At 64.4% G+C, this 20,238-nt stretch carries 19 protein-coding genes; 7 read left to right on the plus strand and 12 right to left on the minus strand.

All coding sequences use genetic code 11. The annotated features are described in order from the left end of the window. Nucleotides 1–151 precede the first annotated feature (151 nt). The 6 genes from Q0071_RS02090 to Q0071_RS02115 form a co-directional block, all read right to left on the minus strand. Nucleotides 152–1,093, minus strand: coding sequence for a Gfo/Idh/MocA family oxidoreductase (locus Q0071_RS02090; RefSeq protein WP_298164968.1), 942 nt, complete (start codon nucleotides 1,091–1,093; stop codon nucleotides 152–154). 98 nt (nucleotides 1,094–1,191) lie between these two features. Further along, nucleotides 1,192–2,037 (minus strand): class III extradiol dioxygenase subunit beta, encoded by an 846-nt coding sequence (locus Q0071_RS02095; protein WP_298164786.1) that lies wholly within the window; start codon nucleotides 2,035–2,037, stop codon nucleotides 1,192–1,194. A gap of 1 nt (nucleotide 2,038) precedes the next feature. Then, nucleotides 2,039–2,461 (minus strand): protocatechuate 4,5-dioxygenase subunit alpha, encoded by a 423-nt coding sequence (gene ligA, locus Q0071_RS02100; RefSeq protein WP_298164788.1) that lies wholly within the window; start codon nucleotides 2,459–2,461, stop codon nucleotides 2,039–2,041. Then, nucleotides 2,458–3,477, minus strand: coding sequence for an amidohydrolase family protein (locus tag Q0071_RS02105; RefSeq protein WP_298164790.1), 1,020 nt, complete (start codon nucleotides 3,475–3,477; stop codon nucleotides 2,458–2,460). The genes ligA and Q0071_RS02105 overlap by 4 nt, the downstream gene beginning before the upstream one ends. Further along, nucleotides 3,474–4,376: an NAD(P)-dependent oxidoreductase gene (locus Q0071_RS02110; protein WP_298164792.1), complete on the minus strand. Its 903-nt coding sequence runs from the start codon at nucleotides 4,374–4,376 to the stop codon at nucleotides 3,474–3,476. Before Q0071_RS02110 ends, Q0071_RS02105 begins: the two co-directional genes overlap by 4 nt. Nucleotides 4,377–4,438: 62 nt before the next feature. Continuing rightward, a complete protein-coding gene (locus Q0071_RS02115; protein ID WP_298164794.1) occupies nucleotides 4,439–5,593 on the minus strand; it encodes a LysR family transcriptional regulator in 1,155 nt (384 codons plus the stop codon). A 104-nt stretch (nucleotides 5,594–5,697) separates the two neighbouring features. Between Q0071_RS02115 and ligK the strand changes: the two genes are divergently transcribed. The 3 genes from ligK (at nucleotide 5,698) to Q0071_RS02130 (ending at nucleotide 8,441) form a co-directional block, all read left to right on the plus strand. Then, entirely contained in the window at nucleotides 5,698–6,372 is a 675-nt protein-coding gene (ligK, locus tag Q0071_RS02120; RefSeq protein WP_298164796.1) for a 4-carboxy-4-hydroxy-2-oxoadipate aldolase/oxaloacetate decarboxylase, read from the plus strand. Beyond that, nucleotides 6,365–7,420, plus strand: coding sequence for a 4-oxalomesaconate tautomerase (locus Q0071_RS02125; RefSeq protein WP_298164798.1), 1,056 nt, complete (start codon nucleotides 6,365–6,367; stop codon nucleotides 7,418–7,420). Before ligK ends, Q0071_RS02125 begins: the two co-directional genes overlap by 8 nt. Nucleotides 7,421–7,556: 136 nt before the next feature. Continuing rightward, complete coding sequence (locus Q0071_RS02130) at nucleotides 7,557–8,441, plus strand: amidohydrolase family protein (RefSeq protein WP_298164801.1); 885 nt, start codon at nucleotides 7,557–7,559, stop codon at nucleotides 8,439–8,441. Here the strand turns inward: Q0071_RS02130 and Q0071_RS02135 are convergent. Next, nucleotides 8,426–9,757 carry a DUF4118 domain-containing protein gene (locus Q0071_RS02135; protein WP_298164803.1) on the minus strand — a complete coding sequence of 444 codons (1,332 nt, stop codon included), beginning with the start codon at nucleotides 9,755–9,757 and terminating at the stop codon, nucleotides 8,426–8,428. The two genes, Q0071_RS02130 and Q0071_RS02135, sit on opposite strands and share 16 nt — an antisense overlap. Before the next feature lie 104 nt (nucleotides 9,758–9,861). Here Q0071_RS02135 and Q0071_RS02140 point away from each other — a divergent pair, with 104 nt between their 5' ends. Continuing rightward, nucleotides 9,862–11,781: a potassium transporter Kup gene (locus tag Q0071_RS02140; protein WP_298164805.1), complete on the plus strand. Its 1,920-nt coding sequence runs from the start codon at nucleotides 9,862–9,864 to the stop codon at nucleotides 11,779–11,781. Nucleotides 11,782–11,787: 6 nt separating this feature from the next. Here Q0071_RS02140 and Q0071_RS02145 read toward each other — a convergent pair whose 3' ends face one another. Continuing rightward, the gene (locus Q0071_RS02145; protein WP_298164807.1) at nucleotides 11,788–13,314 is read right to left on the minus strand and encodes an amidase; all 1,527 of its coding nucleotides are present in this window, start codon (nucleotides 13,312–13,314) and stop codon (nucleotides 11,788–11,790) included. A gap of 106 nt (nucleotides 13,315–13,420) precedes the next feature. Here Q0071_RS02145 and Q0071_RS02150 point away from each other — a divergent pair, with 106 nt between their 5' ends. Both Q0071_RS02150 and Q0071_RS02155 read left to right on the plus strand, forming a co-directional pair. Beyond that, on the plus strand, nucleotides 13,421–14,221 hold the full coding sequence (locus tag Q0071_RS02150; protein ID WP_298164808.1) for a GDSL-type esterase/lipase family protein: 801 nt from the start codon (nucleotides 13,421–13,423) through the stop codon (nucleotides 14,219–14,221). A gap of 81 nt (nucleotides 14,222–14,302) precedes the next feature. Beyond that, nucleotides 14,303–15,193 (plus strand): DUF808 domain-containing protein, encoded by an 891-nt coding sequence (locus Q0071_RS02155; protein ID WP_298164810.1) that lies wholly within the window; start codon nucleotides 14,303–14,305, stop codon nucleotides 15,191–15,193. Between the two features lie 144 nt (nucleotides 15,194–15,337). On the opposite strand, the gene Q0071_RS02160 is transcribed toward Q0071_RS02155, so the two are convergent. From Q0071_RS02160 to Q0071_RS02170, 3 genes are all read right to left on the minus strand, one after another. After that, a complete protein-coding gene (locus tag Q0071_RS02160) occupies nucleotides 15,338–15,934 on the minus strand; it encodes a hypothetical protein (protein ID WP_298164812.1) in 597 nt (198 codons plus the stop codon). 247 nt (nucleotides 15,935–16,181) lie between these two features. Further along, the gene (locus Q0071_RS02165; protein ID WP_298164814.1) at nucleotides 16,182–16,661 is read right to left on the minus strand and encodes a DUF2314 domain-containing protein; all 480 of its coding nucleotides are present in this window, start codon (nucleotides 16,659–16,661) and stop codon (nucleotides 16,182–16,184) included. Nucleotides 16,662–16,700: 39 nt separating this feature from the next. Beyond that, entirely contained in the window at nucleotides 16,701–17,294 is a 594-nt protein-coding gene (locus Q0071_RS02170) for a TIGR02594 family protein (protein ID WP_298164817.1), read from the minus strand. Between the two features lie 400 nt (nucleotides 17,295–17,694). On the opposite strand from Q0071_RS02170, the gene Q0071_RS02175 reads away from it, so the two are divergent. Further along, nucleotides 17,695–18,231 (plus strand): hypothetical protein, encoded by a 537-nt coding sequence (locus Q0071_RS02175; protein WP_298164819.1) that lies wholly within the window; start codon nucleotides 17,695–17,697, stop codon nucleotides 18,229–18,231. Nucleotides 18,232–18,443: 212 nt separating this feature from the next. Here the strand turns inward: Q0071_RS02175 and Q0071_RS02180 are convergent, their stop codons facing one another. Next, on the minus strand, nucleotides 18,444–20,201 hold the full coding sequence (locus Q0071_RS02180; protein ID WP_298164821.1) for an amidohydrolase family protein: 1,758 nt from the start codon (nucleotides 20,199–20,201) through the stop codon (nucleotides 18,444–18,446). Nucleotides 20,202–20,238: the final 37 nt, after the last annotated feature.

Below are 20,238 nucleotides of genomic sequence, written 5' to 3' on the forward strand. Positions count from 1 at the left end.
CAGCGAGCTGCCAAAACCCCCACTCACTTCGTCATTGCGAGCGCAGCGAAGCAATCCAGAGCGTCAATGCTGGGCCGCTCTGGATTGCTTCGTCGCTACGCTCCTCGCAATGACGAAGGCGTGGGTAGAACAAACCTCACCAGAGAAAGCCTCAGCCTGCCAGCTGCGTCTCCAGCTCGCCCAGCACCCGGTAGCAATCGAGCACCTTGCCCACCGACGAATTGGGCTCGCGCCCATCGCGGATCGCGGCAATGAACTCGCGGTCCTGCAGCTCGATCCCGTTCATCGAAACGTCGACCTTGCTCACGTCGATCGGCTCTTCCTTGCCGTTCACCAGATCGTCGTACCGCGCAATGTAGGTGCCGGTATCGCCGATATAGCGGAAGAACGTGCCCAGCGGCCCGTCGTTGTTGAACGAGAGCGACAATGTGCAGATCGCGCCTGTCTCGCTCAGCAGCTGGATCGACATGTCCATGGCAATGCCAAGTTCGGGATGCAGCGGCCCCTGGAGCGCATTGGCCTTCACGATTTTCCCCGCCTGATAGGCAAACAGGTCCACCGTATGCGCCGCATGGTGCCACAGCAGGTGGTCGGTCCAGGAACGCGCTTCGCCCTTGGCGTTGATGTTGCGGCGGCGGAAGAAGTAGGTCTGCACATCCATCTGCTGGACGTTGAACTCACCCGCCGTGATCTTGTTATGCACGTACTGGTGCGAAGGATTGAAGCGCCGGGTGTGGCCGACCATGCAGGTCAGGCCGGTTTCCTGCGCCTTGGCCAGCACCGCCTCGCTGTCCGCCCAGCTGTCTGCCAGCGGGATTTCGACCTGCACGTGCTTGCCCGCATTCATGCAGGCAATCGCCTGAGAGGCATGCATCTGCGTCGGCGTGCACAGGATCACCGCATCGACATCATCACGGGCCAGCGCATCGTCCAGCTCGGTAGAGGAATGCTTGGCGCCATACTTGGCCGCCACCGCCGCCGCCTGTTCGGCGGTGCGGCTGATGATCGAGACGATTTCCACGCCCTCGATCTTCTTCAGGCCTTCAAGGTGCTTCTCACCAAAAGCGCCGGCACCAGCGAGTGCTATTCTCATCATACCCTCACAAAATGGGGACAGTCCCTATTTTTCGGAAAGGCCCAAACGGCAATCAAACTTCTGTTTTAACATACAAAAAAGGGGACAGTCCCCATTTATGCGGGAGCCGGCTCCAGCACGATATGCCCAATGGCCGTGTTGCTGCACGGAATGTGGTAGTGGCGGTGCAAGGTCTTCACCTTCTTCCCCAACGCCCCGCGCATGATCAGCCACATCACCATTTCGATGCCTTCGCTGCCCGTCTCGCGCAGGTATTCGATATGCGGGATCCACCGCGCCGCATCGCTGTCGCTCTCCAGCATGTCGAGGAACTTGTTGTCCCACTCGCGGTTGAGCAGGCCTGCGCGCGGCCCCTGCAGCTGGTGGCTCATCCCGCCCGTGCCCCAAATCTGCACGTTGAGATCCTCGGGAAAGCTCGCCACGGCGCGGGCAATTGCTTCGCCCAGCGCCCAGCAGCGATTGCCCGAAGGCACCGGATAGGTCACGACATTGACCGCCACCGGCACAACCTTGCACGGCCACTTCTCCGGCGTTCCGAACATCATCGAAAGCGGCACGGTCAGCCCGTGGTCCACGTCCATCTCGTTGATGATCGTCATGTCGAAATCATCGAGGATCAGGCTCTGCGCGATATGCCAGGCCAGATCAGCATGGCCTTCCACATCGGGCACCTTGCGCGGGCCCCAGCCCTCGTCTGCCGATTTGTAATGCTCACCGCAACCGATCGCGAAAGTCGGCACGATCTTCATGTCGAACGCGCTCGCGTGGTCGTTATAGACCAGGATTACCACATCGGGCTTCTCGGCCTTCTCCCACTCGCGGGTCCAGTCGTACCCGGCGAAGATCGGGCCGAAATAATCGTCCCGCGTCTTGCCCTGATCCACGGCCACGCCCAGCAGCGGCACGTGGCTCGAACCCACGCCAGCAGTCAAACGCGCCATTTCAGTAGCCTCCCTTAATGGAGCGATTGCCGATAGGCGAACGGCCGCCCTTCAGCATCATGTCCCGATACTCCGGGAACGTCATGTCGGTCATCGTGCTCACCGCCTCGGCAAAGCTGAGGCCATCGGTCGAGAACAGCTTCGAGAGGAAATAGACGTTCCCCCCAAGGTCCAGCAGCGTGTTGTAGTCCCGCTTCAGGAGCGCCTCTTTGGCCTCTTCGGAGATCGGCCACTCATCGAGATAGGCCCGCTCGTCCGCCTTGAAGCGCTCGCGGTTATCACCCTTCATCAGACTCATCGCGAACTGGTTGATGTGATACCCCTTGCGTGCCCGCGCGGCGGTATAAACGCGGGTGCCGGGGATATCCTCCAGCTCCGCCAGATAGGCATGAATGTCCGCAGCGGGCTTGGCAGCTTCAGTCACTTGCCCATCTCCTTGAGCTTGGCATCGAGGCGCGGATAGACGCGCCGGGCATTGCCCTCGAAAATCGCGTGGCGCGCCTCGTCCGTGATCGGCAGCGCATCGACATAGCGCTTGGTGTCATCGAAATAGTGCCCCGTCGTCGGATCGATCCCGCGCACCGCGCCCACCATCTCGCTGCCGAACAGGATATTCTTGGTCTCGATCACTTCGGCCAGCAGGTTCACCCCCGGCTGGTGATAGACGCAGGTATCGAAGAACACGTTGTTCATTAGGTGCCCCGAAAGATCGGGCTTCTTGAGCATGTCCGCGAGGCCCCGATACCGCCCCCAGTGATAAGGCACCGCGCCGCCGCCATGCGGGATGATGAAGCGCAGCGTCGGGAACTTGGCAAACAGATCGCCTTCCAGCAGCTGCATGAACGCGATGGTATCGGCCGCAATGTAATAGGCCCCCGTCGCGTGCATCGCCGGATTGCACGATCCCGAAACGTGGATCATCGCCGGCACATCCAGCTCGACCATCTTCTCGTAGAGCGGGAACCAGTAGGGATCGGTCAGCGGCGGATGCTTGAAGTGCCCGCCGCCCGGATCAGGATTGAGATTACAACCGATGAAGCCCAGCTGCGTCACGCAGCGCTCCAGCTCGGCGATCGAGCTGGTCAGGTCCGCCTCGGGCGATTGCGGCAGCATGCACACGCCCGCGAAGGTCTCCGGATAGAGCCCTACCACCCGCGCAATCAGGTTATTGCACGCCTGCGCCCAAGGCACCGCGACCGACTGGTCCCCCACGTGCGGGGCCATCGCACTGGCACGCGGCGAAAAGATCGTCATGTCCGCCCCGCGCTCCTTGATCAGGCGCAGCTGGTTCGCCTCGATCGTCTCACGGATCTCGGCGTCGGAAATGTCGGGGTATGGCGGCGCGGCTTCGCCCGCCTTGAACGCCGCCTTCTGCGCCTCGCGCCATTCGTCGTGCGCCTTGGGCAGCACGGTGTAATGGCCATGGCAGTCGATGATCATGATATCAGTACTCCGCTCCCACCTCCGTTCGTGTCGAGCGAAGTCGAGACACCAGACGCGGCGTCTGATGTCTCGACTTCGCTCGACACGAACGGGAGGGGATATGAATGGGAATGGGATGCCGCCATCTCGCGCTGGCGGCGCACCGTGCCGCTGGTCATCACCGGCTCCACGCCGAGCCCGATCAGCGTCTTGGCGCTCTCTTCCATCTCGGCCGCGCGCCGCGCCCCGTGCGTCGTCATGCGCTCCAGATTATAGGCCGCGCGCGTAGCCCAGCCCTGCGCCTTTTCGCTCGCATCAAGCGAAGCAAGCACTTCGTCGGTCACACCCGCCGCGTCCGCCGCCAGCATCATCTCCGCCGTCAGCGCCTCGATCCCCTTGACCATCACCGAACGGATCATCTTGATCGCGCTGGCCCGGCCCACTTCGCTGCCCACCACGCGCACATGGGCAAAACCCACCGCGCGCAGAGCTTCGGCAGCCTCGTCCGCCGCCGCGCCCGCCAACAGCAAAGGCACGTTCATCCGCGCGGGGTTCACCGGCGCCAGCACCGCAACATCAAGATAGCGCCCGCCCGCCGCTTCCACCGCCCGCGCCGCCGCGCGCTTGGTATCAGGCGCCACAGAGTTCATGTCGCACCACAAGGCGCCCGGCTTCAGCAGCGCGGCATAGTCCTTGGCAGCAGAAAGGGCCGCATCAGCAGTCACCAGCGACAGCACCATATCGGCATCGCCCAGCGCGCATTCCGCAGTGGCGCAGACCAGCACGCCCGCCGCTTCCATCGCGGCACGGCGCGCAGGCAGCACGTCGTAGGCGGCAGCCCCGGCTTCCCAGCCCGCTGCCTCGGCAAAGGTCGATCCGGCCTCACCAAAGCCGATCAGGGCGATTGTGCTCTCCATGCGCGCCCTCCTGCGGCGCGCGGGCGGGCCAAACAAATGCAATTCTTGGCGAGCCTATAAGATTATGCGAAACCTCCGCCTGCGACTGCACGCAGCAGATCGACGAAGGCTGCCTGCGGTGCGGTGGGCCGCCAATCCTCGCGCGTGGTGATTCCGATCCGGCGCAGCACCGGCGCGGGCGTCGGCAAAGCCGCCAGCACCCCCGCCTCCAGTTCCACCGCCAACTGCGCGGGACTCAGCAGCGTCAACGCATCCGATCCCAGCAGCAATTGTCTCACCGTCAACACCGATCCGCACTCGATCTCAACGGGCGGCGGCTCGGCCCCGGCGCTGCGCATCATCGCCTCCCAGTACTGGCGCAGCGGCGTATCGCGCGCGGGCAGCACCCACGGGAAGTCGGCCAACCTCTGCCCCATCGGCTGCGCCTCGCCCACCAAGGGATGGCCCGCGCGCATCACCAGTTGGGGGCGATCTTCAAACACCGGCTCCTGCTGCAGATCCTCCAGCAAACCCGCCTCGCGCAGCGCGCCCAGCATCAGATCGATCTCGCCATCGCGCAGCGGCCCAGCCAGCTCCGCGTGGCTTCCTTCCACCACCGCGATTCCCACCCCCGGATGCGCCGCATGAAACCGCAGGATCGTCTCCGGTAGCCAGCGCGCGCGGCTGAGCGGCATCGCCCCCACCACGATCCGCCCCGCCGCCTTGCCCTGCCACGCCGCCACTTCGGCGAGGCCACTGCGCAGTTCCGCCATCGCCAGACCGAACCCGCGCGCACGCCGCTCACCTTGCGGGGTCAGCAAGATGGAACGCCCGCGCCTGTCCACCAGCCGCTGCCCCAGCGCCACGGCCAGATCGGCCACCGCGCGGTGGAGCGATGCCGCCGAAAGCCCCGTCGCCTCTGCCGCCCCGGCATAGGAACCGCTGCGCGCCAGGGCCAGAAACGCCCGCACTTGCGTCCCCGTCACCCTTGGCGAGCCGATCTGCGCAATCGCCGCTTCCGCGCGCGGCGCCAGCAGCCGCGCCGGCTCCGTCGGCGTCATCCCGCCCGAACCGCGCTCGAACAAAGCGCAGCCCAGCTCCGCCTCCAGCCGCGCGATGGCCTGCGTGAGCGCCGGCTGTGTCAGGTTCACGCTGCGCGCCGCACGCGTCACGCTGCCATGCCGGACTGTCGCGGCAAAGGCGGCATAGTGCCGGATATTGTAGGCTGGTTCAGTCACCACACTCCCTTAGCATTTCCTTATGCCCCGCGCCAAACATTGCATTGGCCCCGCGCGCGGACCGGGCCGAAGGAAGCCCGAACCATTTCAGCGGGAGCCAGCGCATGTCCGGTATCGTCGTCCAGCACATCGAACGCGCCGATCCGGCGGTGATCGACGGCCTTGCCGCCTGCGGTGTCGCCACCGTCCACGAAGCGCAGGGCCGCACCGGCCTTCTCGCCAGCTACATGCGCCCGATCTATCGCGGCGCGCGCATCGCCGGCAGCGCCGTCACGATCAGTTCGCCCCCGGGTGACAACTGGATGGTCCATGTCGCCATCGAGCAGCTTCAGGCCGGCGATATCATGCTCCTCGCCCCCACCAGCCCCTGCGAAGATGGCTACTTCGGCGATCTCCTCGCCACCTCGGCCATCGCACGCGGCTGCCGCGGCCTCGTCATCGATGCCGGCGTGCGCGATGTGCGTGATCTCACCGAAATGAACTTCCCCGTCTGGTCCAAGGCGATCTATGCGCAGGGCACAGTCAAGAACACGCTCGGCAGCGTCAACGTCCCCGTCGTCTGCGCGGGCCAGTTCGTGAACCCCGGCGATGTGATCGTGGCGGATGACGACGGCGTCTGCATCGTCCCCCGCGCCAATGCCGAAGCCGTCCTCAAAGCCGCGCAGGCCCGCGAAGCCAACGAGGGCGAAAAGCGCGAGAAGCTCGCTGCCGGTGTCCTCGGCCTCGACATGTACAAGATGCGTGAACGCCTTGAAAAGGAAGGCCTCAAGTATGTCTGAGGGCATCCGCTGCATGTGGATGCGCGGCGGCACATCCAAGGGCGGCTACTTCCTGAAGGACGACTTGCCCGCCGACACCGCGACCCGCGACGCCTTCCTCCTCGCAATGATGGGCAGCCCCGACCCCGTCCAGATCGACGGCATGGGCGGCGCCGATCCGCTCACCAGCAAGGTTGCGGTCGTCTCGAAATCCACCCGCGAAGGCATCGACGTCGATTACCTGTTCCTGCAGGTCTTCGTCGACAAAGCCATCGTCACCGATGCGCAAAACTGCGGCAATATCCTCGCCGGGATCGGCCCCTTTGCCATCGAACGCGGCCTCGTCGCGGCCACCGGCGATGAAACCCGCGCTTCGATCTACATGGAAAACACCGGGCAAGTCGCCGTCGCCACGGTCTGCACCCCCGGCGGGCAGGTCACCTACAACGGCGACGCCAAAATCGACGGCGTCCCCGGCAGCCACGCACCGGTCCCGCTCGAATTCCGCGATACCGCCGGTTCCTCCTGCGGCGCGCTCCTCCCGACTGGCAACGCGGTCGACGTGATCAATGGCGTCCCCGTCACCCTCATCGACAACGGCATGCCCTGCGTCGTGATGAAGGCGGAAGCTGTCGGGATCACCGGCTACGAAGACCGCGACTGGCTCGACAACGCCGCAGACCTCAAGGCGAAAATCGAAGCCATCCGCCTCATCGTCGGCCCCATGATGAACCTCGGCGATGTCACCGCCAAGTCCGTCCCCAAGATGATGCTCGTCGCCCCGCCCCGGCACGGCGGCGCAGTCACCGTGCGCAGTTTCATCCCGCACCGTGCCCACGCCACCATCGGCGTCCTCGGCGCAGTCAGTGTGGCGACGGCCTGCCTCATCCCCGGCTCACTCGCCGCCGAAGTGGCGCAAATCCCCGAAGGCGCGCGCAAGCTCCTCTCGGTCGAGCACCCCACCGGCGAAATGAGCTGCGTCCTCGAAACCGATGAGACCGGCGCCGTCCGCACCGCCGCCCTCCTGCGCACAGCGCGCAAACTGATGGACGGCGTAGTATTCGGCTGAGCGCCCCACCGCCGCAATCACTCTGTCTCCACCTTCGTCATTCCCGCGAAGGCGGGAAGCCAGGGCGGCAGACGCAGCGCACGAAACACTGGATCCCCGCCTGTGCGGGGATGACGAGGTTTAGGAAGGCACACCAATGACCAATCGCATCACCAGCTGGCACGCAAGCCCCAGCAAGCCGCGCTACACCCCGCCCCCCGGTGCAGTCGATGCGCACTGCCACGTCTTTGGCCCGATGGCTGAGTTCCCCTTCAGCGCCAAGGCCAAGTACCTCCCCGAAGACGCCGGGCCAGACATGCTGTTCGCCCTGCGCGACCACCTCGGTTTCGAGAGGAACGTGATCGTCCAGGCCAGCTGCCACGGCACGGACAACGCCGCCACGCTCGATGCCATCGCGAAATCCAATGGCCGCGCAAGAGGCGTCGCCGTCGTCGATCCTGCCATCTCGGAGGTCGAGCTTCACGCCCTCCACGCAGGCGGCATTCGCGGCATCCGCTTCAATTTCCTCAAGCGCCTCGTCGATGATGCTCCGAAGGACAAGTTCCTCGAAGTCGCCCGGCGCCTGCCCGCAGGCTGGCACGTGGTGATCTATTTCGAGGCCGATATTCTCGAGGAACTGCGCCCCTTCATGGATGCGATCCGCGTCCCCCTCGTCATCGACCACATGGGCCGCCCCGATGTGCGCCAAGGGCCTGATGGCGCAGACATGAAGGCCTTCCGCGCCTTTCTGAACAGCCGCGAGGATATCTGGTTCAAGGCCACCTGCCCTGACCGTTTGGACGCCATCAAGGAAGGCGGCGCGGGCGATCCGTGGGATGCCTTCGCACATGCGGTCGCCCCGCTCTTGGCAGACTATCCCGACCGCTGCCTATGGGGCACCGATTGGCCGCATCCCAACATGGATACCGAGATCCCGGACGACGGCCACCTTGTCGACATGATCCCGCGCATCGCGCCCACCGAGGAATTGCAGCGCAAACTCCTCATCGACAACCCGATGCGGCTCTACTGGGCGGACTGAACGGCAAGGCGATAGCCCACCGCCGGCTCGTTGAGGATCACCTGATCGCCAAGCTTCCTGCGCAGCGCGCTGACCGCGACGCGCAGGTAATCGACATGGTCCTCATGTGCCGGCCCCCACACCGCGCGCAGCAGGTAGCGGTGCGTCAGCACGCGCCCGGCATTGCGCGCCAGCTCGGCCAGGACCGCGAATTCCTTGGGTGTCAGATGCACCGCCTCGCCGCCCAGCATCACTGTCCGCCGGTAGAGATCGATCGCAACCTCGCCAACAACCACCGGGTCCTGATTCTGCGCCAGATCGAGATCGGCCAGATTGTCGATGAAGCCGGTGAGCCGTGCGGTCTCTCCCGCAATCTCGTGCAGCACCTCGCTATCCGCTTCGCCCGCGCGCTGCAGCTTGCGCAAGCCCGCAGCGATCCCGTGCAGGCGCGGCCGGATATCGCTCCCGATCGAACCGAGCAGCGCCGAGCGCAAGTCATCGCGTTCGCGCAGCACCACATTCTCGCGCCCCACGCTTTCTAATCGCGCCCGCTCCAGCGCCAGCGCCACCTGATCGAGCAGGTTCCCCAGCAGCGATAGCGCCTCCCCTTCCACCGGCGGCATGCCATCACTGCGCGCAAGGCCCGCTGCGGCCAAAGTATCGTCCGCCGCACGGACCGGATGGAACTGCCAGTCGGTCAGGCTGCCACCGGCAATGTGCCGACCGGTCGGCGCGCCGCTACCCAAGGCCTGCTCGGCCACGGCAAGGTCCGCTTCGGTCAGCCGGTCCGCTCCCGCCAGCAGTCGCGCCTCGGGCCGCCCCGCCACCACGCAGACATGGCAATCGAGGATCCGCGCCAGTTCGCCCGCCGTCACTGCGGCAATCGCGGCCTCGTCGGCGCAGGAGAGCAGCCGCCGCGCGAACCCGGCAATCGTGGCGTTGCGGCTCGCGTGGAAAGCCGCCAGCTCGCCCTGCACCCGCAGCGAGGTCACCAGATGGCTAGTCACCAGCCCCACCATCAGCAGCATGGCCACCGTCAGCAGATCGCCCGGATCGTGGATCAGCAGAGTGTAGGTCGGCGCGGTGAAGAAGAAATTGTAGGCCAGCGTCGCCGCCACCGCCGCCATCAGAGCCTGCCAGCGCCCGGCAAAGGCGGCCGCTGCAAGCACCGGCGGAAGGTAGAGCAGCACGACCGGTGCCCGCCCCCAGTACGCCACCATGGCAAGCCCGATGCCCGTGACGAGCACGAACATCGCGAGCAGCACACCCAGCCCCAGCAAGGACAGGCGGGGACCCGGGCGCGGCGGCGCAACGAGTTGGGTGGCCAGCGGGCTCATCGCGCCATACTACGCGCTGCTTGCCGCAAAGTCGTGCCCCGGTCTTGCCGCTCGCCAGTAATCCACATGGAAACTTAATGCCCCTCGGGCGCATTTGCAGCGGCATGACACAGCCAGAACCGGCCGTCCAGATGGCCTCATCCGACTCCGATAATCCACCCCGAGGCACCAGCCGCGCCGCGCTCACCCTCGGTGCGCTCGGCGTGGTGTTCGGCGATATCGGCACCAGCCCGCTTTATGCGCTGCAAGCCACGCTCGATCCGCGCTACCGGCTGACCACATCGATCACCGATCTTTACGGAATCGTCAGCCTGATCTTCTGGCTCTTCGTCTTCGTCGTCACGATCAAATATGTCTTCATCGTCATGCGCTGCGACAACAAGGGTGAAGGCGGCAGCCTTGCGCTCTATGCGCTGATCCACCGCCAACTGGGCGAAAAGGCGCCCAAGCGCTGGCTGCTCACCGGCGCGCTGTTCGCCACCGCGTTGTTCTTCGCCGATGCCATGCTCACGCCCGCCATCTCGGTCATCTCCGCGGTCGAGGGTCTCGGCGTCGTCAGCTCTGCGTTCAAGCCGTGGATCGTGTGGATCGCGCTCGCCATCCTCACCGGCCTCTTTGCCATCCAGCGGCGCGGTACCGAGAACGTCGGCCGCCTTTTCGGCCCCATCATGCTGATCTACTTCGCGGTGATCGCAGCGATGGGCGGCTACCATATCGCCCAGCACCCTGCCGTGCTCACTGCGCTCAATCCGCTCTACATGGTCAGCTACTTTCAGGCCCACCCCCTGTTCTCCTTCCTCTCGCTGGGCGCCATCGTCTACGCGATCACCGGCACCGAGGCGCTCTATGCGGACATGGGCCATTTCGGCCGCATCCCGATCACCACGGCATGGCTCGTGATCTGCGTGCCGGCGCTCATGATCAACTACATGGGGCAGGCCGCGATGCTCATCCAGCACCCCGAATTCATCGACAATCCGTTCTTCCACATGGTCCCGCCCTCGCTCACCATCCCGCTGCTGGTGATTGCCACGCTCGCCACGATCATCGCCAGCCAGGCGGTCATCTCGGGCGCGTTCTCGGTCACCCAGCAGGCCGTCCAGCTCGGCTTCCTGCCGCGTCTGCGCATCCTCCACACGTCCTCGCACGCGCAGGGCCAGATCTATGTGCCCGCGATCAACTGGGCGCTCGCGTTCATGGTTGCCGTGCTCGTCATCGGCTTCCAGGCCTCCGCCGCGATGTTGCCCGCCTATGGCCTTGCCGTGGTCGGCACCATGCTGATCACCACCTTGATGCAATATGTCGTCGTCTTCCGCATCTGGCACACCCCGCGCTGGCAGGGCGTGCTTGGCTTCGTCACGTTCGTCGCGGTCGATTCGGTGCTGCTCGCCTCGGGCCTCGCCAAGCTGTTCGAGGGCGCGTGGTTCCCGCTCCTCGTCGGCCTGATCATCTTCACCGTGCTAACCACCTGGTCGACCGGCCGCCGCCTGATGCGCGCCAGCATGCTGGAGGACAGCCTGCCACTCGCCGTCTTCATCCAGTCGGTCGCCACCACGGTCCACCGCGTGCGCGGCACCGCAGTGTTCCTCTCCGCCTCGCCCGAAGCGCTGCCCGCTGCGCTCCTCCACAACCTCAAGCACAATCAGGTGCTTCACGAACGCGTCGTGCTGCTCACCGTGCAGGTGGAAGACGTGCCGCAGGTCAATTCCGCCCGCCGCGCGGAATTCCATGCCGAAGGTCACGGCTTCTACCGGGCCATCCTCCACTACGGCTTCATGGAAGATCCGGACATCCCGCGCGACCTTGCCGATGCCTGCACCGGCACCGATCTTGCCTTCGAGCCGCTCCACACCAGCTACTTCCTCAGCCGCCAGAAGCTCATCGCCTCCTGCGCAGTCCCCGGCATGGCGCTGTGGCGCGAACGCCTCTTCGCGTGGATGCTCAAGGTTTCCGAAAGCGCGATGGACTTCTTCAAGCTCCCCACCAACCGCGTGGTCGAACTGGGGAGTCAGCTGAGGATCTAGGCCCCCTCAGGCGAGCGGCGGCCTCCGCGAGAGGATGTCGCCGCTCACCGCCTCCCACGCCGCCGCTGCCGCCAGACACGCCGCATCCTCATGCACCGGCGCGACGATCTGGAGCCCCATTGGCAGGCCCTGAGGGCCGAATCCCGCCGGCACTGCCACCACCGGGCAGCCCGAAAGCGTCACGAGGCAGGTCGCCTTCATCCACTCGTGATAGGTCCGCATCTCCTGCCCGGCGATGGCCTTGGGGTAAACCCATTCCGCCGGAAACGGGAACAGCTGCGAAGTCGGCATGACCCAGTAATCATAGCGCTGGAACAGCTTGTGCACCGCCCGGCTCCACCCGCTGCGCACCGTGCTCCACGCGTTCACATCGAAGGCCGATAGCGCAAGGCCCCCCTCCACTTCCCACACCGCCGCCTCCTTCAGCAGCGCGCGCTTCGCCGGATCGCGATACAGTGCCAGCAGATTGCCGCCCTGCTGCCAGTGCCGCAGCTTCACGAAGGCCTGCCACGCCTGCTCCACCGGGAAATCGGGCACGGCATCCTCCACCACCGCGCCCATCGCCTCGAACCGCGCGAGCGCCTTGCGGCAAGTCTCCAGCACCCCTGGCTCATAGGGCACCGCGCCGCCCAGATCGCCCGCCCAGCCGATGCGCTTGCCCTTCATCCCCTCGCCCTGCACGCTGCGGAATAGCTCGCCGCTGCCTTCCAGCATCATCGGCCTGCGCTCATCGTATCCCGCCTGCACCGAAAACAGCAGCGCCAGATCGGCGACAGACCGCGCCATCGGCCCCGCGACGCCCATCGAGGTCAGCCAGTCATCCGGTCCGTCCCCCGGCACGCGCCCAAGGCTCGGCCTCAGGCCGAACACGCTGTTCCACCCCGCCGGATTGCGGAGCGATCCGCCATAATCGCTGCCATCGGCCAGCGGCAGCAGATCGAGCGCCAGCGCCACTGCGCCGCCCCCGGTGCTCCCGCCTGCGGACCGCGTCAGGTCCCAGGGATTGCGCGTCGTCCCCCACACCGGATTGTAGGTATGGCTGCCAAGCCCGAACTCGGGCGAATTGGTCTTGCCGATAAAGACCACGCCCGCCAGCCGCAGCCGCTCCGCCATCAACCCATCGGCCTTCGCCACCTGATCGCGGAAGATCGGCGAACCCATGGTCCAGCGCAGCCCCGCCACCGCCGAAAGATCCTTCACCGCATGCGGCAGCCCGTGCAGCGCGCCGAGCGGCCCGCCCGCCTTCACCGCCGCATCCGCCGCCGCTGCCTGCGCCATCAGCCCGGCGCGCTCCGGCATGCCGATAATCGCGTTCACCGCGGGATTGAGCCGTTCGATCCGGTCCAGAAAAGCCCCGGTCACTTCGGCGGACGACACCTCCCGCCCCGCGATCATCGCCGCCAGCCGGTGTGCGGGCAGCGCGGTAATCGGCCCCGCAGCCACCGGCGCAGCCCGCGCCTCCGCCAGAATGGCAGCGGAAGCGGCGCCCAGCGCCAGTGCGGACCGCCGTGTGAGGCGCGGAGTGTCGATCATGGCCCCCATAGAAACCGCTGCCACGCCCGATGGCAAGGCCGCCGCTATCGCATTGCGCAGGCCGGGCAGTCAGCTAGGCTGCACAAAACCACCGGAGAGCCGCCCGATGAACCGCCGTTCCATCCTGACCGCTGGCATCGCAGCCAGCCTTGCGCTTTCCCTTCCCGGCGGCGCCCTTGCGCAAGGCCCGCAGCGCTTCGTCTCCGAAACCCCCGCAGCGCGGGTCGATTACTGGCAGGTCCGCGCCGCCGATATCGCCCGCCAAGTCGCCGCGCCCGAAAGCCTGAGGGCCATCCGCCTCGTCTTCGTCGGCGATTCCATCACCGATTTCTGGCATCTCGACGCCAACCCCTGGTTCCCCGGGAAGTTCTGCGGGCGCGCAGTGTGGGATGAGACCTTCGGCGGTGCCAGCCCTGCCTGGACCGCGCTCAATCTCGGCGTCTCAGGTGATCGGATCGAGCATGTGCTCCACCGCCTCCAGCCCGCGTCCTCCGGTGGCGAAGGCTGGCTCGACCGCGCTGACCTGCAGCCCGACCGGGTGTTCCTGCTGCTTGGGATCAACAATTCGTTCGATGCCGAAAAGCCTGCGGTGGAGAGCATCGTGCGCGGCGTCACCGCAACTGTGGCCCGGATCCGCGAGCGCAAGCCGTTCGCCCAGATCGTGGTGCAATCGCTGCTCCCCACCGACGATCTGGCCAAGAACCGCGATCTCGTCCAGCCGGTCAATGCAGCGCTGGCCGCCATGGCGCGGCAGGGCGCCAACATGCGCTACCTCGATCTCTACCCCGGCTTTGTGGACGAAACTGGCACCCAGCGCCGCGAACTGTTCAACGACAGCCTGCACCCCAGCCAGGCCGGCTACCGCGTATGGCGCGATCGCATCGTAGCCTTCCTGCGCGCGGGCTAGGCCGCCCTCGCCCCCTTTTCACCGCTTGCCCTCGCCCCCGGCCGACCGCTACCCTGCCGCCAAGCACAAACAGGAAATTCCATGCCCGGCGGACTAGCAGCCCTTCTCGACGACATCGCCACAATCGCCAAGATCGCCGCCGCCTCGCTCGATGATGTCGGCGCGGCGGCGGGCAAGGCGGCGGTCAAGTCCGCCGGCGTTGTGGTCGATGATACCGCCGTCACCCCGCGTTATGTCACCGGCTTCACCGCAGACCGCGAACTGCCGATCATCTGGCGCATCGCGCGCGGATCGCTGTTCAACAAGCTGGCCGTGATCACCCCGGTCATCCTCGCGCTCTCGGTGCTGCTGCCTTGGGCGATCACCCCCATCCTGATGGCGGGCGGCGCGTTTCTCTGCTTCGAAGGCGCGGAAAAGGTGATCCACGCCCTCACCCACAAGGAAGACCTCGCCGCCGAGGCCGAGGAACTCGTCGAGCCCGGCCATGAGGAAACCATGGTCAAGGGCGCGATCCGCACCGATTTCATCCTCTCGGGTGAGATCATGGTCATCGCGCTCAATGAAGTCGCTGCCGAGGGACTGCCCTTGCGCGCCGCCGCGCTGGTACTTGTGGCCATCGCGATCACGGCCATGGTCTACGGCGTCGTGGGCCTGATCGTGAAGATGGACGATATCGGTCTCAATCTCGCCCGGCGCAGATACGGGGCCACCCGCGCGCTGGGCCGCGCTCTGGTGCAAGCCATGCCCAAGGTCCTCACCGCGCTCGCCACCATCGGCACCGCCGCTATGCTGTGGGTCGGCGGGCAGATTATCGTCCATTCCGCCGGCGCCCACCCCGCCGAATGGGTCGGCCTGCACGAAGGCGCTGCCGCCTGGCTGGCAGACGTCGCTATCTGCGGCCTCATCGGGCTCGCGCTCGGCAGCGTCATCGTCGGCGCGGTGCACCTAGTGAAGGGCGCCAAGGCGGGCTGAGGTAAAGCGCGGCCCGGCTCGGAATGCGAGAAGGAGGCGTGCGCCTTACAGTCGCGAGGACAAGCGGGTTGCAGCCTTCGCCAGCAGTTGAAACTTCAACACGTCATCATTGCGCTTGGTTTTTCTGACAACTCTCATCGGTCGTCAGAACAAGTCCCATCTCTTTGCCCCAAAACCATCAACGCGATAGACGCGAAATTTCCATCTATGACTTGCATCCCGATATCCAATGGCAATCGCATAGCCATTTATATCGTAAACGACCGCTGCCCCCGCCGAAAAGGACATGGTTCGACGATGTCCTCTTGCCAACCTTGAAGCACCCTCGGCGCGATCACGGTCAGCGGAAGTGGTGGCTGCAGGAACGGCATTGCCTGCGCCGTAAGCAACGTGGCTTACCCCGATATCATCGACAACAAGGCGGCAGCCCGTAAACTTGGAAGTGAGGATATACTGCGCTTCACTTTTCTCGATCGCTTCCCAGGTTGCTTCGGTGATCTCGCCTTTGCCGGGCTCACCAGACCATGGCAGCCAATAGACCGTCGCCTCACTTCGAACACCACCCGCAGGCGCCTCGTTCTTTGTATAAATTCTTGTCTGAATGCCGTTCGTCACAGCAACCATCTGCTGCTTCCCGCGGTGAGCACTTTGCCGATTCTGAGCGTTGCCAAGCGCGCCATCCAGATCGAGATCCATGGTGGTTACGCCGCTAAAGCTGCCCAAGTCGCTCCAGAATGCCATAAAACCTCCTGCATGCAGAGCTTCGAATCGGAGACAATATTAAATATCTATCACCATGAATGCTGATTCTTCCAAATAGTTTTAGGTTACAATAGGATCGTTAAATCGCATCCGGACCGATATTTGCTGTGCGGGATCGAACGCAGCACTTCAAGTATCCACCCGGCCAGCGCCTGCAAAGCACACAAAACGCGTCATGGCCCTCGCGGTCGGGATCTCGGACCAGATCGCCGCAGCCCTCGCAATCTCAATCCCAGCCCAGCGCCTTCTTCTGCTGCCGCGCGATGCGAGTCGGCGCACTCTCGATCATCACCCGGGTCACGAAGTGCCCCTGCGCCACGCGGCCATGATAGTAGCTCCAGTCGTCAATCGCACCCGGCGGAATTTCGACCTCGTCTCCCTCGGCAAACCCCTCGCTCACCGGCCGATTGCGCAGCCTGCCGAAGATGCGCCCATCGCGCCGCACGATATCGCCGGCCCAGATCGATTCGTTGTATGGGCTGTCCCTGCCATGGAGCAAATTGAACTTCAGCGCGAAGTCATCATCATCCGGATTAAGCGCCTCAAGCGCCGTCCAGAATGACGGCAAGGCCGCCTGCGCCTGCCGCTTGGCGGCAAGCAGGCGCGGATCGTTCCGGTCAAACGCAACCCCCACGGTCGGCGCCCGGAACCGGTACAGGCAATAGACGACAAGCGCGGCAATCGCGCAGCCCAGAATGACAGACATGACCCGCTCCGCTGCGCGAGCAAACCGCTCCGGTTCCCGTCAGGCGAGGTTGCCCGCGATCTCACCGGATCTGGCAAGCTGGATCGGCTTCATCGATGCAGGCGGGCTGGTCATCAGCGGCCGCCGCACCGCAACGCACTGCGCCTTCGGAATGGCCTTGATGTTGACCTGATCGCCCTGATTTCCGCCCAGCCCGACAAAGTGGGTGGCCGTCTCGCCGATGTAGAAGTTCACATGCCCGCCGCCCGGCCGCTTGTAGGCCAGCACGTCGCCCAGCGACGGCTTGCGCCCATCCACGCCGGAAAGTTTGCCATCATTGCCGCGCCGCGCAACCGGATCACCGAACTTGGCCCAGTTGAGCGCCCAGAGCGGATCATCGACCACGGCCTTGCCAGCCTTGAAGGCAACGTAGGCGGCGAAAAGCCCGCACCAGGGCACGCCGTCATCCGAATAGCCGGAAATCTTGACCCCATTCTGATTCAGCGTGTCACGCCATGAAAGAATAGTCTTGCTGCTCCCGGTCCCGATCACTTCGGCAGTGCCGTAGAGCGGAATGGCTTCCTGCAGAACCCTCGGCAACACGCCGATATTCTTGAGCCAGGAGTATTCATTCGGGAAATTTTGCGGAAACATGACACCCCCTCCCAATTCAATTGCTCACTTGATGATCATGAAATCCCTTCAGGTGTCAATTGCAATATAGTTCCATGCTGAATGATCTACGACAAATCCAAAGTTACTATCATTCCTTAAGAGGATGTTAAGTATACTAGACTTAAGCGAACGCATGAAAGTGCGCTCCGCCACCGGAGATCACCCCCCGAAATTTCAATTCGCACCGCGCCAGTCGCCCAGCGAGAACATCTGCCACGAATGCTCCGCCGCCCCTGAGAGAAGCGATTTGAGCTGGGAAGTTCTGGCCAATTATACAAATGGCACTGCCGCCATCAAATAGATTTTGATTCTGCCTTGTGGGCCATATCTAAACAAAGAAATCAAAATCATACAATGTCGGGAAGTATAAAGAGCCAGTTTGGATGCAATTTCTATCCATAACCCTTGCGATCGTGCGCAGCCGGCCATTACACTCGCCCAACCGTTGTTTCTTGTCGAGGTTATCAGAATGAAAATCGCCTGCTGCAGTCTGATCGCGCTTGCGCTGAGTGCATCTCCTGCCTCGGCCGATACCTTGTGGTGGGGATGCCACAATGGCGGGGAAGACTATGCCAATTGCGGGAAAAGCTTCTGCAATGTCGGCCACAACATGACCTTCCGCATCGAGCGGGGAAGCGATGCCACAGTGATCGCCGTCTACGATTATCAGGATCAGGATACCGGCGGATTCGGCCCTTATGCGCGGCCAACGACCAGTCGGGGCTATAGAGTGTATCCGAACCGCCATCTTGCGCTCGATAATGACGGACGCATCCTGCAGTATGCTGCAGGCGATCTGGGGCGATATCTGTTCGATCTGCGGCAGGGGATTTTCAGGATCGAATCCTACACGGGCAACGGCCAATACAGAAATACCGATTTCGTGTGTCAGGATATCGAACCGCTTCAAGGCTGATAAGCCCACGATAGCGGGATTTATAAATAACAGACGCGTCTGTTATTTATAAAGCGCTGTCCTACAGCCACCGCCTTGCGGCATGACCCCCAAATGCCCTTCGAATCAACCATTCCTGCCCCGAAGCAGCATAACGAAAGCGCTGCCCCGGGGTTGAAAGTTTTCGCTCAGGACAGTGTCAACCGTGTCAACCTGTCCCGCGCCAAGACTGCCTAGCTGCGCACCAGCCGCCCCGGCCGCGCGCCGGTATCGGCATCGTTCTCGCGGATCAGCACGCCGTTGCAGAACGTGGCCCTGTAACCCTTCACCGGCTGCATCAGCCGCGTCCCGCCCGCCGGCAGATCGTGGTGGGCCACATGCGGGGAAACGGTCAGCCCCGCGTAGTCGATCACGTTGATGTCCGCGCGCTTGCCCGGCTGCAGCAGCCCGCGATCCTTGAAGCCATAGAGCGCGGCATTGCGGGCGGTCTGCTTGTGGACGAGGAATTCCAGCGGCAGCACCGGGCCGCTCTTGCGGTCGCGCGTCCAGTAGCTGAGCTGGGTCGTCGGCATCGTCGCATCGCAGATCAGCGTGACATGCGCGCCCGCATCGCTGAGCCCGGTCACCGTATCCGGATGGCGCAGCATCTCCTCCAGAACGGCAAGGCTCTTGGGCTGGTTATCGCGCGTCAGTGCCTGAAAGCTGCGGCCCTCGTCCTCGAGCATCGCATCGTAGAGATACTCCAGCGCATCGCGCCCTTCGGCCTTCGCCCTCGCGCCGATCGAGGCGGACTTTTCGGCCTCCAGATTGATCGGCTCGGTCAGCGGATAGAGGCTCGCAGCGCCCCGGCGGAACAGGCCGTAAACGTTCTGCATCGAACCCGGCGCCTCATGCGGCACATCGCGCTCCGAAAGGATCTGCTCCTTAATGGCCGGATCACGCATCGCCTGCACCCGCTCGGCCAGCGGCAAATGCGCGAGCTTCTCGAGGTAGGTCGGCCGGCGCATGAAGGCGTGATAGCTGCTGAGACCGTGGATGAACCCGATGATCCGCGAGGGCACCTGCGGAAACAGATGCGCGCCGCCTTCGTTGGCTTCACGGCAGCGGTCCAGCATCTGGCGCCACAGGTCCGGCGCGTACTCGCGGATTTCCACCAGCGTAAAGGTCAGCGGCCGCCCGCTTTCCTCCGAGATGCGGCGGAACAGCTCAAGCTCCGCCAGCGGTTCGCTGCGTTCCCCGCCAAGCGCCTCCAGCTTGCCGACCGTGCCCGCCGGAATCGCCTCGATCACCCCTTTGCCAAGCTTCTTGAAGCGGCGGGCGATGGCGAGCAGTTCTTCCTCCGGCGCGAAAGTGCCCGGCACCGGCTCGCCCCACAACGCACGGTGGCCGATGGTGCGCGAAGTGGAAAAGCCCACTGCGCCCGCCGCAACCGCTTCCTCGACGAGATCGGCCATCCGTTCGATTTCGTCCGGCGTCGCATCCTCGTTGGTCCGCCCGCGCTCGCCCATCGCGTAGTAGCGCACGGCGCCGTGCGCGATCTGCGCGCCCACGTCGATCGCGTATTGGCGCGAGGCGATGTAGTCCATGTATTCGGGGAAGCTCTCCCAGCGCCCCCACTCGATCCCTTCGTAGAGCGCGGTGCCGGGGATGTCCTCCACCCCCTCCATCAGCTCGATCAGTTCCTTCTCCTGCCCGGGGCGCACCGGCGCGAAGCCCACGCCGCAGTTGCCCATCACCACCGTCGTAACGCCATTGTGCGAGGAGGGGGCGAGCTCATCATCCCAGCTGACCTGGCCATCATAGTGCGTGTGGATGTCCACCCAGCCGGGCGTAACGATATGGCCTTCGGCATCGATTTCGCGCGCCGCCGTGCCGGAGATCGTTGCGCCGATTTCGGTGATAGCCCCGTCCTTGAACGCAAGGTCACCGATGAACGGCGCGCCGCCAGAGCCATCGACGATCTTGCCGCCACGGATGATCACGTCATGCATCAGGCTTCCCTTCGGTCTTCATCTGCACCGAGGATAC

Origin of the sequence: Novosphingobium sp. (assembly GCF_027486195.1) — a bacterium.
Lineage (GTDB): Bacteria > Pseudomonadota > Alphaproteobacteria > Sphingomonadales > Sphingomonadaceae > Novosphingobium.